Here is a 20,744-nt window from a genome sequence, read left to right as displayed (position 1 = left end):
GTTCCTATGCTAAAATAATGGCAAAGGAGCGCAGAACAGATGATTAAAATTTTACTAGGTCGGCAAACCGATCCCATGCAGGAAAAAGTTTTACAGGAAGCAATAGAAAATTATCAGCGTTTTCCTAATCATAAAACTTTTGTCATCGTTCCTAATCACATTAAGTTTACCACAGAAGTCAGGGCAATTGACAGGCTAGCTGTTAGTAAAAACCAGACAGAGCAATCAGTGAAAAATTTACAAGTTTTATCTTTTTCCAGGTTGGCCTGGTTCTTCTTAAAAGATGCCAAGCAGGGCTTACCAACAGAGCTGGATGATGCTGCAGCGGCTATGCTTTTAGCAAAAATCATTGAGCAAAAAAAAGAGCAGCTGCATCTCTTTCAAACCACCAATTTAAATCCCGGCTTGCTCAAACAACTGTATGACACAATCTTGCAAATACGCGAAGGTAACTTGGATCTTAACGAGATTGATCTGGATACTCTTGATCTTGAAACCAAAAACAAAGTTGCAGATTTGAATATTTTATATTCTGCTTTCATTGAGGCTATTGAAGGTAAATTTTCTACTTCAAATGAAATTCAATTGCAATTAAATGAATATCTGGCTGATTGCAAGGGACTAAGCACAACTGACTTTTACTTCAGTGATTTTTCCCATTTTTCACTGCAAGAATGCTTAACCGTCAAATTACTAATGGCTAAAGCTCATAGTGTCACTTTGGCATTCAAAACCAAAGAGGGTGAAATTAATTCTACCCCGGAGCCGGGTGATTATGATTACGTTATTCAAACTACCATCAATAAACTATTGCAGTATATTCAAACCCGTAATTTGCCTCATCAAATATCAACGACAATTATTAATCCCAAACCTACCAAAAGAGAGTTACTCAATGAATTTTGGACGGGGACGGTTAGTGATATTAGTGAACTGGATCAGGTGCAGCTTGTGCGTGCTGACAATAGATACGCTGAAGCTTATTACGTTGCTCATACCATTTATCAGCAGGTTGCTTTAAGGCATTATCGTTACCAGGACTTTTTGGTTTTGGCACCTAATTTACATGAATACGAAACGTATTTAACTCCAATTTTAAGGCAGAATCAAATTCCATTTTTTAATGACTTGCAGCAGGAAATGAAATATCACCCTCTGGTTGTTTTGATTGAAAATATTGCGCAGTTGCTGAATAGACCATTTCAAACGCAAAATATGCTGGCAATCATGAAAACTAGGCTTATTATCCCGAAGTGGTATCAAGATGAATCTGCTTATATATACGATGTTGATCAGCTGGAAAATTTTGTTCTGGCACACGGCATTAACCATAATCTTTGGCGCAGAAGTTTCACTGAATATATGGCTGCAGAGGTAATTGATTTAGACAAGGTACCAGAAGAAGTTAACAAAATAGATAAACTAAAGGATTTTTTTGTTAAACAAATTACCAAGTTGTTCCAAAGCTTAAAAGATGAGACAAATACCCAAAAAGCAATTACGACCTTTTTCGACTTTTTAACTCGAAACGGAGTGAATAATATTTTAGAAAAGTGGCGTGCTGATGCTCAAGAGAGTGGAGCCTTGCAAGAAGCGCGTCAGTCTGAGCAGGTTTGGGACTTATTGATCAACCTCTTACATGATTATTTACTGATTAATCCGGACAGTTTTGACCTTAAGAGCTTTTTTAATGTACTGATCAATGGTTTTAAGGAAGCTACCTTTTCGCAAATTCCGGCCACACTTGATGCAGTCAATTTATCTGAAATGGGGATTGTTCAAGTTAGTGGCTATAAACAAGTTTTTATTATGGGCGCAACGGTTAATGGACTGCCGCAGATACAAAACACTCCCGGGTTTTTAAGTCCAGAAAACCTAGCAGAACTGAAAAAGGATTTTGGTGAAGACTCATATATTGAAGACAGACAAGAATTAAGCAACTGGGATCAAAATTACCAGTTTGGTAATTGCCTGGCTCTAGCACAGGATAAGATTTATTTATCATATTCTTTAGCAACTGATGAGGGTAGTACTGTTCAGCCTTCAATTTATTATGAAAGGTTTAAAACAGCTGGTGCAGCAGAATTTTCGCAGCATAATCTGCCAGAAGAAACGAGTCAGCTACTGTCTTTTATTACTAATGCCCAAGCAAGTTTAGGCTACTTAGGTTACCTTAATAAGGCTGAAAAAAATATTGGCGTAAAAGAATTATTAAAGCTAACTCATGATCTCTTACCACAAAAGACGACTAAAGTTATCGCCGCAAGCCAATTTATTAATGAACCCCAAAACATTGGGCCTGACTTGGCGCAAAAATTATACGGCAATAACCTTAATTCTTCGGTTTCTCAGCTAGAAACATTCTATGAAAATTCATATGAATATTTTCTAACTTATGGCTTGCATCTGCATAAAAGATTTGAAAATGAACTTGATACCATCCAGGCCGGAAACTACTTTCATGAAACTTTTGATAGGTTAGTTAAAGAATTAAATGAACGCTCACTCGATTTAGAAGAAATTGATGGCCCAACACTTAATGAGCTCCTCAAAGTGGCGCGCACTCAAATGCAGAGTGAAGCCCGGTATAAGCAGCTTTTGAACGATCCCTTTAACGAATTTTTATTTAAATGTCTTGACCAAACCACTACTAAAGTTGCTACTAACTGGCACAAGGCAGTCACCAAAACGCCGTTACGTGCTAAATATTCAGAACTTAGTTTTGGTAATGGTGAACTGGTCAAGGGTCTTAACTTGAAAATTCCTAATCTCTCTGGCAAACATTACGTCAATTTAAGGGGCAAAATGGATCGAGTAGATTTAGCTCGGGTTGCTGATCAGAATGGATTAATAGCTCAAGTAATTGACTATAAGTCTTCCGCTAAGAAATTTAATTTAGGATTATTTTATCATGGTATTTCTTTACAAATGGTTTCCTATTTGGATGTCTTGCTGCAAAATAAAAAGTTTTTTGCAGGGTCTACGCCTTTTTCACTTTTAGGTGCTTTTTACCAAACTGTCACAAGGCAAACGGATAGACTAAATGGTAAAGATTTATATAGTAATAATTTGCAGGTCAAAAAAGCCAATTTAGATGGTCAAGTTAAGCTTAAATATACCGGTTTGATCAATAACGACCAATTATTAATGCTGGAAGCTGAGCCTGATTTAAAACAGCCAAGCTATTCATCTTCTCTTTATACCGGGGTTAGATCCAAAAAAGATGGCACTTTAAAATTTAGTGGCAGTTCTTTTAAAGATGATGAACTTGACTTGCTGCTCAAATATGACGAAGAACTGATTAAAGAAGCCTCCAGTCAAATTTTATCAGGGCAAATAAAATTAAACCCTTATAAATACGGCAATGGTATCAATGCCTTAACATATTCAGATTACCGTGACATTTTCTTTTTTGATGCCATGCTGAAAGAAAATAAATATCATAAAATTGGTAATATTAAAAAGGAAGAATTACTTGAAAAAATCAAAAAACGGCTAAAGGAGAACGATTAAGAATGTCCCTAGGAGAAAAACGGTTTACACCAGTTCAGCAAAAAGCAATTAATGATCATGGCCGTGATATTTTGGTATCAGCTTCCGCTGGAAGTGGGAAAACAACGGTATTAGTGCAGCGCTTAATAAACGAAATACTTGCCGGAACCAGTGTTGACAAGCTACTGGTAGTGACTTTTACTAAAGCTGCTGCTTCCGAAATGAAGAAAAGAATTAAAACAGCATTATTATCGGAGCTACAAAAAGCTTCCTCCAAATCATACCTGCGTCAACAGCTTAACTTGGTCGACTCTGCTAATATTTCGACAGTTGATGCTTTTTGCCTGGATGTAATACATCATTTTTATTACGTGATTGACGTTGATCCCAGTTTCAGTATTTTGACTGATGATTCTCAAGGTGAGCTAATGCGCGAGCGAGCATTAAAAGAAATAGAAGGAGAGTTTTTAGAAAATAAAGACGCTGATTTTGTTGCTTTCTATGATAATTTTGCTGGTGACAGGGATGCACAGACGCCACAGAATTTATTACTAGATTTGTATAATTATGCCATGACTAAGCCTGATTATCGTGACTGGCTTAAAGAACTACCTCAAAAATATCAATGTGGACCTGAAGTGGTTAAATCTTCATTATGGCAAAAGGCAATCAAACCGTATTTATTAGATCTTTTTCAGAATTTAGCTGACAATATCGCGCAACTTTGTCAAAGTACTACCATGGCTACCAAGCAGTTAAATAAAGTCAAAGAAAGTTTTGACTTATTTGCAAAATGTCTTGCCAATTATTTGGCTGCTCTCAAAAATGATGCCGACTATGATGACCAAAGAGAAAAACTACGTGACTGTATTTTTCGTGGAAGTATGCATAAATCTGCGAAGTGGGATGAAGATGTCATTGCCTTTTATGATGAATGTCATAGCGTAAAAGAAGAAGCAGCGGAACAAATTTTTACCTCTTTTACTTCTTTTTATGCCACGGATGAGCAAGAACAATTGGCTTTAATGCAAAAGGGTAAGCAGATCATGTCAGCAATTGTAAAAGCTGAGCTAGCATTGATTGATCATTTTACTCAGTTAAAAAGAGCAGAGAATCTTCTTGATTTCAGCGACATGGAACAATTAGCTTATCAAATCCTCAGTCAGGATACTTCTGCATCCCAGATGGCGCGGTCTTTTTATCAAAATAAATACAGTGAGATATTGGTTGATGAGTATCAGGATATCAATCCCCTGCAAGAAAAAATATTGCAGCTGGTTAAAAAAGACGGCCAAAATAATATTTTTATGGTGGGTGACATCAAACAGTCAATTTATGGTTTTAGGCAAGCAGAACCGAGTTTGTTCTTGCATAAATATCAGGAAGCAGCGCTTAAAGAAAATGAACAAAAAGAAGAACTAATTTTATTATCTGATAATTTCCGCTCAACTAAGCCAGTAATTGCTATTGTCAATCAGGTATTTAAAAATGTTCTTACTTCAGACTTTGGTGGGATTGACTATCAAACTGAAAGCCAGCTGGTCTATGGAGCGAGCTATTATCCTGAGAACTTACCAGCTGCAACAGAAATACTTTTTCATGAAAAAGACAATGATGAAAATACTGCTCAGGATGATACTGCTGATGATATCGATTCAGCTGAGATTGCCATGGTTATTAACCGCATTAAAAAGCTCACAGAAGAAAACTTCTTAGTTTACGACAAGTCAGCAACTAATGATAATCATTTAAGACCTTTCAAATACAGCGATATTGTGATTTTAACCAGAAGCCGTAGCAACAACCTTGAGATAATGCAGGAATTCGCAAAGAATAATATCCCAATCATGGTTACGGATGCTAAAAATTACTTTCAAACTCTGGAACTAACTATCATTATGAATTACCTGCGCATAATTGATAATCCGGACCAAGATATTCCACTGGTAGCCGTCTTAAGATCACCCTTATTTAATTTTAAAGAGCCCGATTTAAGTCTTATTAGAATTCATACCCCCAAAGCTAGTTTTTACAATGCTTTAACTTCTTATGTGGCTGTTGGCGATGAGCTCAGTCAGAGAGTAAAAGATTTTTTGAACCAGCTTGAAGATTTGCGCAAATTTGCGGCAATGCACAGAATTTCAGAATTGATTTGGAGTATTTATGAAAGAACCAGCTTACTGGAAATTATGACGTCGCTACCTAACGGCAAGCAGCGCAGAGTTAACTTGGAAGCTTTGTATGAAAGAGCTGCATCCTATGAAAGTGCGGGCTTTAAGGGATTATACCAATTCATTAATTTCATCGAAAGAATGCGGCGTAGCCAGAAAGACCTGGCTCAACCACTGTTAACTAAAGAAGCAGGAAATTCAGTGCGCTTAATGACAGTTCACGGTTCCAAAGGACTTGAATTTCCCATTGTGTTCTATTTAGGTTTGCAGCACCTCTTTCAAATGCGGGATTTAAGTAATAACTATATTATCAATAGCAAGTCAGTAGGTCTTACTATTAAAGAGACCCAGTATCGGGCTGATACACTTATCAAAGCAATTGATAATGTCACCAAAAAAAGACAGCTTTTAGAAGAAGAAGCACGTATCCTTTATGTCGGAATGACGCGTGCAAAGCAAAAGTTGATCTTAGTGGCGGATTTAAAGAATTTGCCCAAAATGATTAAAAAATGGCAAGATCAAGTTAATCAACATGGTCAGATAACTCTTAGCAGTAAACTTAATGCTACTAACCCCATGAGTTTCATCGGTCCTGCAATTGACTGGCAGAAACTTCTAAGTCAAAAAATCACAGATATAAACTTAGCTGCAGAAACAAGTCAAAAACTGCTTTATCTGCAATATCAAGGTGAAAATATCAATTTAAAAGAGCAAGCAGTTCCAGAAAAAGCTGAAAAAGATAATGTGTCAGCGTTAACAGAATATGCCAAAAAACTGTTTAATTTTAATTATCCTTTTCAAGATGCCAGTCACACAACTGCTTATCAGTCTGTATCTGAAATTAAAAAAGCTTTTAATGACCCTCTTGATACCGAACTTGAAAACGCGCACCTGATTTCTTCTACCAACCGTTATTTGCAACCGATTGATACTAAACCTGACTTTTTGTATCAGACAAAATTTACCGGGGCGGAAATTGGGACGGCAATGCACCTTCTTCTGCAATACTATGATTATCATGGTTCCGGCAAAGCAGAGCAGGTTGAAGAAGAAGTGCGGCAGTTAGTAAAACAAAATAAGCTCAACAGCAAAATTGTTGCCAGTTTAAATTTGCAACAAATAAATTGGTTTGTTCATAGTGAATTTGCCCAAAAATTTTGGGAAAATCCTGCAAATCTGCAACGCGAAATTGAATTTTCAAGTCTGTTGCCAGCTGACGTTCTATTTGCTAATTTCAGTGACCCGGATGCAAAAATTTTAATTCATGGTACAATAGACGGTTATTTTAGTGAAAAAGATGGCATAATATTGTTTGATTATAAAACTGATCATATCGATCACAGCCATTTAGAATTAGCTATCGCCAAGATTAAACAAAAGTATGCGGGGCAATTGCGTTTATATGAAAGAGCTTTAAATTCTTTTTCCGACCAAAAAGTTAAAGCTAAATATTTAATCTTATTAGATGCATGCCAAATTGTTGAAGTTAAGTAAAGAAAGGAGGGCTAATGCAGAATGAAATCATTTGAGCAGACCGTATTTGCAGTTGTTGATCTGGAAACTACCGGAACACAGCGAGAAGATAACAATCATATTATCCAGTTTGGCTGCGCCATTATTAAAAATATGAAAGTTGTCAAAACATATTCCTTTATGATTAACCCCCACCGTGAAATTCCAATAGCGGTTCAAAATCTGACTCATATACATAATAAGGATGTGGCTCATGCAAAAGATTTTTCTTTTTATGCACCAAAGATTGTAAAAATTTTAAAAGATACTGTTTTCGTTGCTCATAACGTCAATTTTGATTTGCCGTTTTTAAATTATGAATTAGTACAACATGGTTATGAGCCCTTAACCAATCGTGCAATTGACACCGTGGAGCTGGCCAAAATTGCTTTTCCTACGGAACCATCATATAAATTGAGCGATTTAACGGCATTATTGCACATTAAACATTTAAACCCCCATAAAGCTGACTCTGATGCCTATGGCACTGCAGTTTTACTAATAAAAATTATTGAGCGGCTCGAAAGTTTACCCCAAGCTACTCTTAACACGTTAAGCTCTTTGGCGCACGGTTTAATCCGTGACACCTCTTGGATCTTTACGACTATTGCTGATGATGCACGTAAAGAGAAACGTCCTTTATCTTCTGCATACCAACAAGTACGACAAATAATCTTGCGTAAGCAGGAAAAAGTAGCAATCACCGCAGGTCAGTCGTCAACTACTTTTCCGAAAAGTGATAGCGCAAAAAAGAAGCTGTTTCAAAATAAAATTAATTACCGGCAACCGCAGGTAGACCTAATTAATCGCATTGAACAGTTTTTAAGCGCCTCAAAGCAAAGGACGCTATTAGTTGAGGCTCCTAATGGCACCGGTAAGACTTTTTCTTATTTATTTGCTTATTCCTATCATTTATATACCAATAGAAAATTAGTAATTGCTACGCCTACAAAAGTTTTGCAAAGACAGATTATTAATCATGAAATACCCCAATTATTGAACGTTACCAAGTTGGACTTAAAAGCCGAAGAAGTCAAAGCCAGCAGTCATTACCTTGATCTAGATGGCTTTTATCAGAGTTTATATCAAGGTACTCCTAATAAGTTGACTTTAGTTTTGCAAATGCGTATTTTAGTATGGTTAACCGAAACTAAGACCGGCGATTTAGACGAACTGCAGCTTACTAACTATCGTGCACCTTTATTTACTCAAATTGCCCATCCTGGAGATGCTCGCGTTGGTAGCATTTTTGCGGGCGTTGATTTTTGGAACTTGGCTAGACAAAGGCAAGAGCAGGCTGACATTTTAGTGACCAATCACGCCTATTTAGCCAATCATTATAACGATACTATTTGGGGACAAAATCCGTATCTTGTTATTGATGAGGCTCACCGCTTTGTAGACAATGTTATCAGTTCTAGAAACGATTCGTTTCAGTTCGAATCATTATGGGGGGCTCTCAACCATCTGCGTAATTTGCTTTATTATGCCGATGACAGTGTATTTAATCAATACGGTAATGACGTTCAGTTTAATTTTTTATTGGAAAAGCTGGATCCGGCAATCCTTGATTTAATTAAGGTAATTAATCATTTGCAGCGTTTACTTTTTTCTAAAAAGAAAAAGGCTGTCAGCCAAAATACTTTGGCTAATGGTAATTTGCTGCTTAGCTTTAGAGGAAGGGATTTATTTCCCAAAAATAGTCAGTTTTTAGTTAAGCTGACTGAACTGCAGCGGAAACTGGAAGACATCAGGCAGAATACTAATCAAATTTTATTTAAGATGTACAATGAAACTGACAATTCAAATATTGACCGGGATGCAATTTTAAGTGAAACTTCAGGCCAAATTGATCAACTGGATGATTTTATTACAAAAAGCTATCAGCTATCTGATTTACTTCGTAAAAAAGCTTATGTTGAATCAGAAGGCTTCATTGTGACTTTAACTAATCCTCAAGATCCTTTGAGTGCCAATTTAAGCTGGCTGATGCTTGACGCAACGCCAGAGTTGCAGAAAATATACGCTCGCTTCGATCACATTTCATTTGTAAGTGCAACTTTGACTAGTGAAAATGGTTTTGATTTTATAATTAAACTTTTGGGTTTAACCGACTTAGCACCACAAAAATACATCGGAACAAGCACATTTAAATTAGCAAAACATCTTGAGGTTTTATCTGTAACTGATTTTCCAGATATCAATGATCCTTCCTACGAAAAAAAGCTAACACAAATTATTGAAAATGACTTGGCAAATAAAAATCACGTTTTAATACTAATGACAAATTTAGAACAAATCAAAAAAACATTTAGTGCTATTATCAATTCGCCCAACTTACGTGATTTTGAAATTTTGGCTCAGGGTGTTTCTGGGTCAAATAATCGTATTATTAAAAGATTCGCCATTGCTAAAAAAGCTCTGATACTTGGTGCAGATAGTTTTTGGGAAGGAATTGATTTTCACGAATGTGGTGTAGATTTGGTAATAGCAACAAAATTGCCATTTGAAGCCCCCGATTTACCTGAAGTTAAGTTGCGCCAAAGACAGCTCGTTGACAGAGGAATTGACGTTTTTCATTCTGACACGATGCCTCGGGCGGTTATTCGGTTTAAGCAGGGAATGGGCAGGCTAATACGTGGTGAGCAGGATAGAGGGCAATTTTTAATATTAGATTCGAGAATTTGGTCTCAGGATTATGGTCCTATCTTTCTGGCTGCGGTTCCCGTTAAAGTTAAAAAAATATCTTTGAATGATTTACAAGAAAAGCTAGAAAACTATGATACAAGATGATACTAAACAAACATTTAAATTTTTAGCATGGGTATTCTTAATACTGGTATTGTTATACTTTGCTTTTATAATAATTTTTTATAAAGCTGGTAATCCTGAAAGAGCAGAAACCCGCGAGCTTAACAAAATTGCCCTACAAAAGACTCCGATCAAGTACACCGAAAAGACCTATCATTTGAATCGTGGCATTAACAGCTATTCTTTAAAAGGTCTGACTAAGAATCATAAGACCTATTATTTTATTTATTTGCCAGGGTCTAAAAAAGCATATTTATATCCAGCAAGTAAGGGTGTTAATGAAGCAGTTATCCGCAACAAATACAGTGCTAAAAGGCCAACTGCAAAAATTACTGAGGTAAATCTAGGCTGGTATCAGAATAAGCCAGTTTGGGAAGTAAGTGCTAAAAATGATGCGGGGGAATATCATTATCAACTTTTTGATTTTAAAAATGGAAAATTAATAGGTTAAGTCGCTAAATTGCTCAAACTTTGGTATTATTAATTTGATTATGATAAGGAAAGTGGAATAAAAGTTTATGACAGAATTAATTTCTATAGCAGATTGTCGCAATCATGTCGACCAGGAAGTGCAAATGCACGTTTGGCTGACGGATAAACGTTCAAGTGGCAAGATAGTTTTCTTACAATTACGTGATGGTACAGCATTTTTCCAAGGCGTTGTTCGTAAAAATGCTGTTTCAGATGAAGTTTTTGAGACAGCAAAATCATTGCATCAAGAAGCAAGTTTCTACATCAAGGGGACTGTTCATCAAGACGAACGTTCTCACTTTGGTTATGAAATTCAGATTTCGGATTTGAAGCTTATTACTAATAATGAAGGCTATCCTATCGGTAATAAAGAACACGGTATTGAATTTCTTCTTGATCACAGGCATTTGTGGTTAAGAAGCAAGCGCCAATTTGCGATCATGCGAATCAGAAACGTCATTTTCAAAGCAACTGTTGACTTCTTTGAAAATGAAGGTTTTATAAAATTTGATGCTCCGATCTTTATGCATTCTGCTCCCGAAGGAACTACGGAATTATTCCATACTGAATATTTCGGTGGGGATGCATACCTTTCTCAATCTGGTCAACTTTATGGTGAAGTAGGGGCTGAAGCATTCGGAAAAATTTTTACGTTTGGCCCAACTTTTAGAGCAGAGGAGTCCAAAACTCGTCGTCATTTAACCGAGTTTTGGATGATGGAGCCGGAAATGGCCTGGATGCATCAAGCTGAATCTCTTGCTTTGCAGGAACGGTTCTTGTCATATGTTACTGGACAAGTTTTACAAAATTGCCAATATGAACTGGAAATTTTGGGAAGAGATCCTAAGAAGCTTGAGCCAGCTTCTCAGGGCAATTATACCCGCTTGTCTTATGATGATGCAGTAAAAATGTTGCAGGATGATGGACGAGACTTTAAATGGGGGGATGATTTTGGCGCACCTGATGAAGCTTTTATTTCTGAACAATTTGATCGGCCGTTCTTCATTGTAAATTATCCAACCGCTATTAAACCTTTTTATATGAAGAAGAATCCTGAAAACCCTAAGGAATATCTATGTGCAGACGTTCTAGCACCTGAAGGTTATGGCGAAATAATGGGTGGTTCTGAACGTGAAAGTGATTACGATACCTTACTTAAACAAATTCATGAAGCTGGCTTAAATGAAAATGATTATAGCTGGTACCTGGATTTGCGTAAATATGGTAGTGTACCTCATTCTGGCTTTGGCATGGGATTTGAACGGGTAATTGCTTGGATTTGTAATTTAGACCATGTTCGTGAAGCTATCCCATTCCCAAGAATGATTAACAGACTTGAGCCTTAATAATAAAATCAATAAGATAATTAAAAGTTGAACTAAAATTACTTTAGTTCAACTTTTTTAAAGGAGAAAAATCATGCAATATAATGATTACCGTGCTTTAGGTGTAACTCTGTTATCAAACGGTTTGCTAGCTTATTATCCCCAGCTAAAAATCGATGACGCTGAAATGATGGTCATTTTGCAACTGGAAATGTTTGCTCAAAAAGGAGACTTTTTTCCAACTAATGAAGAAATTGCGGCCAACACTAATTTTTCCGTTGCAGAAATTGGATCCTTATTGCAAAAATTAATTGAACAAAATTTTTTGGTAATTGATCAGGTAACTGATCAAAAGGGCATGATTGGAAATAAATATAACCTTAACCAGCTGTACGACAAACTGGATAAATTGTTGGCAGGAAAAACTGATAGTACCCTCAATAAAAATGGCAAAGATAATTCAACCTCTGTAATTGACAACAGTCCTCTAAATCAATTAGTTCGCCAATTTGAAATTGAATTTGGCCGCTACTTAAGCCCAATCGAACGCGAAGAAATTGCTGCTTGGCTAAACGTTGACCATTATGATCCTGCTATTATCAGGCTGGCTTTGCGGGAAGCTGTTTTATCTCAGGCATATAGTTTAAAGTACATCGATCGCATTCTGTTAAATTGGCAAAGGCATAATTTAAAAACAGTGAGTGAGGTCCAAAAGTTTTTGAGGAGGAATCGCTAAATGGAAACAGAAAAAATTCTTAGTGCTAAAGAAGCCAGAAAAGTTTTAGAATGTATCAACAAAATGTATCCTGACGCAAAAAGTGAATTGGTGTGGGATAATAAATTTCATTTATTATGCGCGGTTTTAATGAGCGCTCAAACCACTGATAAAATGGTAAATCGAGTAATGCCTAAATTTATGGAGGACTATCCTGAACCAAAAAATTTGGCAACTGCGACAATTCCGGAAATAGAAAAACATATTTCCCAAATTGGTCTTTATCATTCTAAAGCTAAGCACTTAAAAGCAACAGCTGAAATTCTAGTATCAAAATATGATGGTAAAATTCCTCATGACAAAAAGAGTTTGCTTTCTTTACCCGGAGTCGGAGAGAAAACCGCCAATGTTGTTTTAGCTGAAGGATATGGCATACCTGCGATAGCGGTTGATACTCATGTGTCGCGGATTTCTAAGCGTTTTCATATAGTACCGCAAAATGCTAAGCCACTGGAAGTAGAAAAGAGATTAGAGGAAATTTTACCTAAAAGTGAATGGATTCATACACATCACGCTATGATTTTATTTGGTCGCTACTCAATGACAGCACGGGACAAGAATGACCCTTATACTTATTTAAAAGAAAAATAGTGCTAAAAAACTAAAAAATTTAGTATAATTCCTTTAACAAATTAATTAAAAGGGGTTTTAAAACATGAGTAGGTGGCGCATAACTAACATTATTTTAGTTGTTTTATTTGCAAGTTTGGCATTATTTCTCTGGCTGCGTCCCTATGATGGCACGGGTACAGCTAATACAATGAATGTCAAACTCATTTCCTTAGCTGTTTTAATAGTCTTTTTTGCTTTTATTGGCCTAATAGAACTAATAGTTTATTTATTTGTGAAAAAATAATAAAAGAACCGCTGAAATTTTTTCAGCGGTTCTTTTAATTAATGATGATTCTCGTCATTGGCCGAGTTATTACTTTCGCCCCCAGGCTTGTTCGGCTTTTGTTCATGGTGCGGGTTATTTTCAGAATTGGAATTATTTGCATCATTATTTTGACTAGAATCAGATGAATTGTCTTTACCAGTATTACCTGTTTGCGGCTTATCTTTTAAATCCTTATCTTTCTTTTCATTTTTATTGTTTTTGGTCGTTGAACCATTTTCGTGATGAACTGAATTTCTTTCTTGAGTATTGCTGGTAGAAGATGAATTATTTGTATTAGTTTTTTCATCGTCTTCATCATAGTCGCTGCTATCATCAACTATACCAACAGGAGAATGTCCACGAACAAACAGTTGCCATTCCCCAGTAGAAGAAACCTCTGGAGGATTCGAATTTTTAGCAATTCTAGCCCTAATCACCGAATCGGGCTTTTGCCAGTCAACATTTTCTTTATTTCTCATTAAATAGGTCATCATGTTTTTATAAAAAAGCTGCGCTGACTGCTGTCCGATGCCGGAAATAGTACCATCTTTTAGATTATCGTAACCGGTCCAAACACCAATTGCATAACGAGGTGTGTAGCCAACAAACCAGGAATCCTTTGGCGTAGCTGCGTACCCCGGATAACGTGCTAAATCTTGTTCAGAATATTTAACGGATCCGGTTTTACCGGCATGATACAAACCATTAATCTGGGCATTTCTGCCGGAACCATGTTTTATAACACCTTTTAACATATCCGTAATTATGTAAGCTGTGGCTTTACTCATAACACGAATACCCTCAGAATCATAATTTCTGGTTAATCCATCAGGAGTTTCAATTTTTGAAACAAATTGCGGTTTATGATAAATACCCATCGTTGCAAATGCACTAAAGGCTCCCGCCATTTGTAAACTGGAAGCATTCGCACCAATGGCTACAGACAGTCCGGAATCTTTCGGAATATCAATGTCCATTTTGCCGGCAAACTTTCTCGCACGAGGTATGCCGACTTCTCTTAACGTTTTTACTGCAGGAACATTACGTGATTGTTCCAATGCATACCGCATTGTCATCATACCATCATATTTATTGTCCCAGTCGTATAATTGAACGTTGGTTCCCGGATAGACGTATTTGCTATCATCTAGCATTTTAGCTGTTGACCAATTAAGGTATTCAATGGCAGGGCCATAATCTAGAACAGGCTTAATTGAAGATCCAGTTGAACGAGTAGTTTGCACAGCCCGATCTAAGCCTAGCTGGACTGAAGAAGGCAGATGCCTGCCGCCCAATATAGCTACCACATGACCATTGCTAGGATCAACTACGGAAGCACCAATCTGCATTTTATCGTTAGTAAAGGGAACCTGCCCATTATTAGCCAATTGATATAGTTTCTTTTGAGCTTTCTGATCCATATTAATCGTAATTTTTAAATTATCACGGAAAGGATCAAAACCCTTTGCCCGAACTTCGGCAATTGCTTCTTTAACATATGGATCATTAATTTTACGTAAGTTTGACTGTTTGCGCTGATTATGTGGTTTTAAACCCTTTTTAATGCTTTCCTTGCTGGCCTCATCATATTGTTCTTGCGAGATTTTCTTATTCTTCAACATCGCCTTTAAAACGATATCACGGCGGTATTTGGCATATTGCGGGTAGGTATAAGGATTATAAACAGTCGGCCTGTTAGGCATACCTGCCAGCATCGCTGTTTGAGCTAAGTCTAGGTCTCCAATTTTTTTACCATAATAAAAATTAGCCGCGGTGCCAATTCCAGTATTGCCATAATTCATGTAAACTTTATTAATGTAGAATTCTAAGATTTCATCATGACTGTATTCTCGCTGCACCCTCATGGCCAGCCAGGCTTCTTGAGCCTTTCTGCGTAAAGTCCGTTGGGAAGCAGCTGTTGAAAATTTTGTCAGCTTAACTAATTGCTGGGTGATGGTAGATCCGCCGGCAGAGATACTTTTACTCTTGGCATTAGTTAACATTGATCCTACAATTCGAATCGGATCAATTCCCAACTTATCCTTATAAAAGCGTTTATCTTCAACCGACACGATAGCATCTTTTAACAGTTGCAAATCTTTGCTGTCCTTGACGTATTGTCGCTTTTCGGTACCTAAAGACATTACAAATTTACCATTTGTATTATATAATCCTGAAGAGCCGCCACTTTCAAGGTCAGCGCGACTAATATTGGGAGCATCCTTAGCGTAAAATGCAAATAGACCAACGCCGGCTACCAGAAATAGAAAAATAACCAAAAACGTCCACTTAAGTATGCGGCGCCACAATGGTTTAGGTAAACTTTGGCGGTAGTTTTTACGTGATTCACGTCCATTATTTGAGTTGAAATTTTTATTTGTCATCGTGTATTTTCCTATCCGAGATAAAAGAATCTACAGCTTTCAAATACGGAAGTGTTGGTTGAAAACCGTTCTTAATCTCTATTGACCAATCCTCGACTTCTTTTAATGTTAATGAACTTTTGTTTTTTGTCCACCAAGCTTTGATAATTGCGCTTGCGGGAGTAACAAAATAGCGGTTTAAGCTTGTAAATCCTATTATTGTAAAGCATATTCCTTTTTGCTTCAAGCATTCTGCTAAATGAACTATTTGATGTTCGTGGAAATTTTTTAAGGGAAAATTAGTTTTGTTTTTGGTTTCTTTAGCTTCAAAATCCAAATAGTAACCTTTATATACACCATTATAATCTGTGGTCGATTCCTGGCGAAAGTATGCTTCTTTTATTACTGCACGTGATCTTTTAGGGTAGTCTACCTTAACAATTTGAACAGGCGTAGGTTTTTTATGTACCACGGCTATTTCTTTAGTACGATAATATTTATTAGATTCATTAATCATCTGTTCAAGGTTCATCCCTCGATCGGAAAAATTAATATTTTTATGTTTTCTTCTTTTATGTGAAGCTTGGGGCTTATCATTTAAGTTGCGAAAAGCGGCAGAACTGCCGGTTGGATATTTGACCATAAATATCACTCCTGCTAGCATTATAGCAATAAAGAAAAAGTTTTTGAACAAGGAGCCATTTGTTTCATTATGCAAAGACTATGGGTAACTGGGTACCGTAACTACGAATTAAATACATTCGGAGATAAGGATCCCAAAATCAAAATCATAAAATTAGTTTTAAAAAAACATATGTTAAATTTATTGGAGAATAACCAGCTAGATTGGGTAATAACTGGAGCAAATCTGGGAGTAGAGCAATGGGCCAGTGAAGTGGCCGTTTCCTTGCGGGAAAAATATCCTTTAAGAACATCTATTATTGTGCCCTATGAAGACTTTGCCGGCAGATGGAATGAAAGCAATCAAGAAAAGTATCTTAATTTAAAAAGTCAAGTTGACTTTTTTGCTTCTACATCTAAAGAACCGTATCAAAACCCAGTTCAACTGCGCAATTACCAGAATTTTATGCTACTACATACAGATAGAGCCTTAATGCTTTATGACCCTGAAAATCCAGGTAAACCCAAGTTTGATTATAATTTAATCAAGAAATACCAAGAAACAAAAGAATATCCGCTTGAATTAATTGATTTTTATGATCTACAAGATGAAGCTGAGGAGTATCAAGAAAATCAAGAAGATAATTATAAAGAATAAGGATAACTTTATTTTAAGATTAACATTTTTGTTTTAAGCATGGCTAGTTTTTGCTAGAATAAAAGTGATAAAAAAAGGAGTTGTATATTATCATGGCAGATTTAAATGATATTCAACTATCCACACAGGATATTTTAAAAAAACAATTTAGGACAAAAGTTAAAGGCTTAGACCCTGATGAAGTTGACGCTTTTTTAGATAAAGTAATTGCAGATTATGACACATTTGAGCAAATAATTGAAGACCTTTACGGCCAAATTGGCAAGCTGCAAGGTGAATTAATGGATGACCATCATAAAGAGCAAGCTCTTGATTCACAAAAAACAAGGAGAATAACTCCAGTAACATCTGCGGAAAGTATCAAGACTTATAACCCTAATCATGAACGTTCAACGCAGAGCTTCAATCCAATTAATAAATCAGATACACAAACTGAAAATTCCACTAATATGGCCATTATTCAACGAATTTCTACTCTTGAACGCAAAGTTTATAATCTTGAACAACGAGTTTATGGGTTACAAAAAGAGTAAGCTTTGATATAATTCTTAATGGTGCAATTTTTGAGCAGTCGCGGTTTGATCTGAAAAAGGTCAGGCTGAGGAAAGTCCACGCACGCACGAGCTGAGATGCTTGTAGTGTTCGTATTTAGCCCAATAAGCTAAAGAATTTTAAGTTACGGCGAAAAAAGTGCTAAGTCATTCTAATGATATGCATGAATATTCTGAAAAGTGCCACAGTGACGAAGCAGAAGTGGAAACACTTTTGGTGGAACGAGGTAAACCCTGCGAGCGTGCAACCCAAACTTGGTGGGGGCGTTCAATCTAAGAAAATGAACTAAAGATTGGATTGCTACTAGTTTAGCAAAGATAGATGGCTGCTACAGGTATTTATGCCACAAATACTTGAACAGAACGTGGCTTACAGAAATTTGCATTGGCAGCGTTGAGCTTTTCAAAGGGCTCAACGCTTTTTTTAAAGGAAAGAATAAAAGATGAGAAAATATCAGTTATATACAACCATGGGTGTCGGCTTTGAAAGCGTTGTTGCAAAGGAACTACAAACGCTGGGATATCAAACCCATACGGAGAATGGTAGAGTATTTTTTGAGGGCGATCAAAAAGATATTGTCAAAACCAATCTATGGTTGAGAACAGCAGACCGCGTTAAAATTTTACTTAAGGAGTTCAAGGCGACCGATTTTGATACCCTTTTTAATCAGGTTTATGATATTGATTGGGCTGAGCTATTACCAGTTGACGCTAAGTTTCCTGTTAAAGGCCGGTCAGTCAGATCAAAGTTGCACTCTGAACCTGGTATTCAATCAATTGTAAAAAAGGCGATTGTAAATAAAATGTCCGATCAGTATCATCGTCGTGGCTTTTTACCAGAAAATGGTAATGAATATCCCCTTGATATTCATATTAATAAAGACATTGCCCGCATATCGCTAGACACTACTGGTGCCAGTTTATTTAAGAGAGGCTATCGGATTGAACATGGTGGAGCACCGCTGAAAGAAAATTTTGCGGCAGGATTATTAAAACTAACTCCATATGATGGCAGCCATCCTTTGATTGACCCCATGACAGGTTCAGGTACTTTAGCTATTGAAGCAGCTCTAATAGGGAAAAATGTTGCCCCTGGTATCTGGCGGCAGTTTGCTTTTGATGGTTTTGATTGGTTTGACAGCTCTATTCATGATGAATTGGTAGCGCAAGCTAAAAGTAAAATTAAGCCTCTTGACCAGCCAATATGGGCCTGTGATATCGACCAATCCATTTTAGAAATTGCCAAATTAAACGCCAACAATGCTGGTGTTTTACAGGATATTTACTTTAAGCAGGTTGCAGTAAAGGATTTTGCCACAGACTTAGAAAATGGGGTTATAATCGCTAATCCGCCTTATGGTAAAAGGCTGAAAGATCGGGAATCAGCTGAAGTAATTTATAAACAAATGGGTGAGTCACTTTTAAAATATGACACATTCAGCCAGTATTATTTGGTTGGCGATCCAGCATTTGAAAAATTTTTCGGTAAAAAAGCGACCAAAAAGCGCAAACTATTTAATGGCAACTTAAGAGTTGATTTCTACCAATATTGGGCAAGAAAAAATGATTACAAATAAAGCGAATACCGAATTTTGGGTGATTACAGATACGCATTTAATTGCAGATAGCTTGCATGATGATGGTCAGGCGTTTCAACGTATTCAAGATACCAGCCAGGGTAAAGACCTGGTATATCAAGAAACAGCTTTGAGGGCTTTTACTGCTTTTGCTAATGAAAAAAAGCCGGCAGCTATTATTGTTACTGGTGACGTTACTTTTAACGGTGAGCTTATTTCGGCAAAAAAATTTGCAGAAATATTTCGTAATTTAAGTGAAACTAAATTACTGGTTTTGCCAGGAAACCACGACATATATGATGGGTGGGCCAGAGCTTTTCAAGGTCCTAATCAGCTTTATGCCCATCAAATAAGTCCCACTGATTGGCAAGGAATTTTTAAAGGCTCATATGATTGTGCTCAAAGTATTGATCCCAATTCATTGGCATACAGCGTACAATTAAATAAAGAATACCTCTTACTATTACTTGATTCCAACATTTATGGTGAACATGAAGCTAGTGGAGCTCCCTCTACTGAAGGGCAAATAAGCGAAGAGCAAATTGTCTGGTTAGAAAAGCAGTTAGAAAGTGCCAAGATGAGGCACCTTAAACCACTTTTATTCATGCACCATAATCTTTATGTTCATAATCCAGCGGTTAATCGCGGCTTTGTTTTAAACAATGCACAAACATTATGCCGTTTATGCCAGGATTATAAGGTTAAAATGGCTTTTTCCGGCCACATTCATGCTCAAAATATCGTCGAGCCACAGGCAAAAACACCCACTACAGAAATTGTTACTTCAAGTTTTTGTTCATACGATCAAGGATATGGCATAGTCAAAGTAAGACCGGATCACATTGAATATCAGCGACATACATTTGATATGAAACCTTTTTTAACTAAAGAAGAACGGCTAGATCCGAATCTGGTTCACTTTCACAGCTACTTAAAGAACATTCAAATAAGAAATTTAACTGGTAATTCAAATAAAAAAGATCACTTAAACGATGATCAATCTAGATTGCTACAAAGGGTAAACCGTCTTTTTATTGAAATGAATTATCAATATTTTACGGGTCATAATCATATCGCAAAAAAGCAACTAAAAAATTTATACTCGTCTAAAGAATTTAACATCTTAGTTAGTCAAAGGCCGCGATTTAGCGACTATATGAAAACTTTATTCGACACTACTAATCACAGTAACCTCAATGCAGAAGTTTGGTATTAACAGGGATTTTTATGAAAAAAAAGCATTTTATTATTTTAGGTCGTAGTGGATTAATATATTTTTGCTGGATCTTAATTGTATTTTTCTTGAGTCTGATATTTTTATATGAAAGCACTAAAGTTTTTAATTGGCCAGCACTTATTTGTGCTTTAATTTTCCTTATTTTATTGCTCTATACTTATTTTAATTCTTATTGGGATACGAGCATATTCAAACTCCCATTTCGTTCTAGGACCAAAATGTCATCTGAGCCAACTATTTTACTGCAATGGCATTTTTTTAAAATTTATGAAATTAAATTGGACGAATTTGGTCACTATTATT

General features: G+C 36.4%; 14 protein-coding genes and 1 other RNA gene. 13 read left to right on the top strand and 2 right to left on the bottom strand.

Annotated elements, in window-relative coordinates:
• Positions 1-39 precede the first annotated feature (39 nt).
• The 8 genes from LDX54_RS04970 (at position 40) to LDX54_RS04935 (ending at position 13,413) form a co-directional block, all read left to right on the top strand.
• Positions 40-3,513 (top strand): PD-(D/E)XK nuclease family protein, encoded by a 3,474-nt coding sequence (locus LDX54_RS04970; RefSeq protein WP_265666715.1) that lies wholly within the window; start codon positions 40-42, stop codon positions 3,511-3,513.
• Positions 3,514-3,515: 2 nt separating this feature from the next.
• Positions 3,516-7,157, top strand: coding sequence for a helicase-exonuclease AddAB subunit AddA (gene addA / locus LDX54_RS04965; RefSeq protein WP_265666716.1), 3,642 nt, complete (start codon positions 3,516-3,518; stop codon positions 7,155-7,157).
• Positions 7,158-7,178: 21 nt separating this feature from the next.
• Positions 7,179-9,968 (top strand): helicase C-terminal domain-containing protein, encoded by a 2,790-nt coding sequence (locus tag LDX54_RS04960; RefSeq protein ID WP_265666717.1) that lies wholly within the window; start codon positions 7,179-7,181, stop codon positions 9,966-9,968.
• On the top strand, positions 9,955-10,437 hold the full coding sequence (locus LDX54_RS04955) for a hypothetical protein (RefSeq protein ID WP_198202481.1): 483 nt from the start codon (positions 9,955-9,957) through the stop codon (positions 10,435-10,437). Before LDX54_RS04960 ends, LDX54_RS04955 begins: the two co-directional genes overlap by 14 nt.
• A gap of 67 nt (positions 10,438-10,504) precedes the next feature.
• A complete protein-coding gene (gene asnS / locus LDX54_RS04950; protein ID WP_265666718.1) occupies positions 10,505-11,803 on the top strand; it encodes an asparagine--tRNA ligase in 1,299 nt (432 codons plus the stop codon).
• Between the two features lie 73 nt (positions 11,804-11,876).
• Positions 11,877-12,518 (top strand): DnaD domain protein, encoded by a 642-nt coding sequence (locus LDX54_RS04945; protein WP_046324840.1) that lies wholly within the window; start codon positions 11,877-11,879, stop codon positions 12,516-12,518.
• Positions 12,519-13,148 (top strand): endonuclease III, encoded by a 630-nt coding sequence (nth, locus tag LDX54_RS04940; RefSeq protein ID WP_265666719.1) that lies wholly within the window; start codon positions 12,519-12,521, stop codon positions 13,146-13,148. It begins immediately after the preceding gene.
• Between the two features lie 64 nt (positions 13,149-13,212).
• Positions 13,213-13,413, top strand: a complete 201-nt coding sequence (locus tag LDX54_RS04935; RefSeq protein ID WP_046324838.1) for a DUF3923 family protein — start codon at positions 13,213-13,215, stop codon at positions 13,411-13,413.
• A gap of 38 nt (positions 13,414-13,451) precedes the next feature.
• On the opposite strand, the gene LDX54_RS04930 is transcribed toward LDX54_RS04935, so the two are convergent.
• Positions 13,452-15,818 carry a transglycosylase domain-containing protein gene (locus tag LDX54_RS04930; protein WP_265666720.1) on the bottom strand — a complete coding sequence of 789 codons (2,367 nt, stop codon included), beginning with the start codon at positions 15,816-15,818 and terminating at the stop codon, positions 13,452-13,454.
• Complete coding sequence (gene recU, locus LDX54_RS04925; RefSeq protein ID WP_046324836.1) at positions 15,808-16,440, bottom strand: Holliday junction resolvase RecU; 633 nt, start codon at positions 16,438-16,440, stop codon at positions 15,808-15,810. The genes LDX54_RS04930 and recU overlap by 11 nt, the downstream gene beginning before the upstream one ends.
• 69 nt (positions 16,441-16,509) lie before the next feature.
• Between recU and LDX54_RS04920 the strand changes: the two genes are divergently transcribed.
• From LDX54_RS04920 to LDX54_RS04900, 5 genes are all read left to right on the top strand, one after another.
• The gene (locus LDX54_RS04920) at positions 16,510-17,076 is read left to right on the top strand and encodes a DUF1273 domain-containing protein (protein ID WP_046324835.1); all 567 of its coding nucleotides are present in this window, start codon (positions 16,510-16,512) and stop codon (positions 17,074-17,076) included.
• 92 nt (positions 17,077-17,168) lie between these two features.
• Positions 17,169-17,609: a DivIVA domain-containing protein gene (locus tag LDX54_RS04915; protein WP_265666722.1), complete on the top strand. Its 441-nt coding sequence runs from the start codon at positions 17,169-17,171 to the stop codon at positions 17,607-17,609.
• Between the two features lie 26 nt (positions 17,610-17,635).
• An RNA gene (gene rnpB / locus LDX54_RS04910) (RNase P RNA component class B) lies at positions 17,636-18,005 on the top strand.
• Positions 18,006-18,070: 65 nt separating this feature from the next.
• Positions 18,071-19,204 (top strand): class I SAM-dependent RNA methyltransferase, encoded by a 1,134-nt coding sequence (locus LDX54_RS04905; protein ID WP_265666723.1) that lies wholly within the window; start codon positions 18,071-18,073, stop codon positions 19,202-19,204.
• Positions 19,191-20,420 (top strand): metallophosphoesterase, encoded by a 1,230-nt coding sequence (locus LDX54_RS04900; RefSeq protein ID WP_265666724.1) that lies wholly within the window; start codon positions 19,191-19,193, stop codon positions 20,418-20,420. The genes LDX54_RS04905 and LDX54_RS04900 overlap by 14 nt, the downstream gene beginning before the upstream one ends.
• Positions 20,421-20,744: the final 324 nt, after the last annotated feature.

This window comes from Lactobacillus sp. IBH004 (assembly GCF_026185255.2).
In the GTDB taxonomy this organism is placed as follows: Bacteria; Bacillota; Bacilli; order Lactobacillales; family Lactobacillaceae; genus Lactobacillus; species Lactobacillus melliventris.
This window is presented reverse-complemented; position numbering and strand designations above follow the sequence as displayed.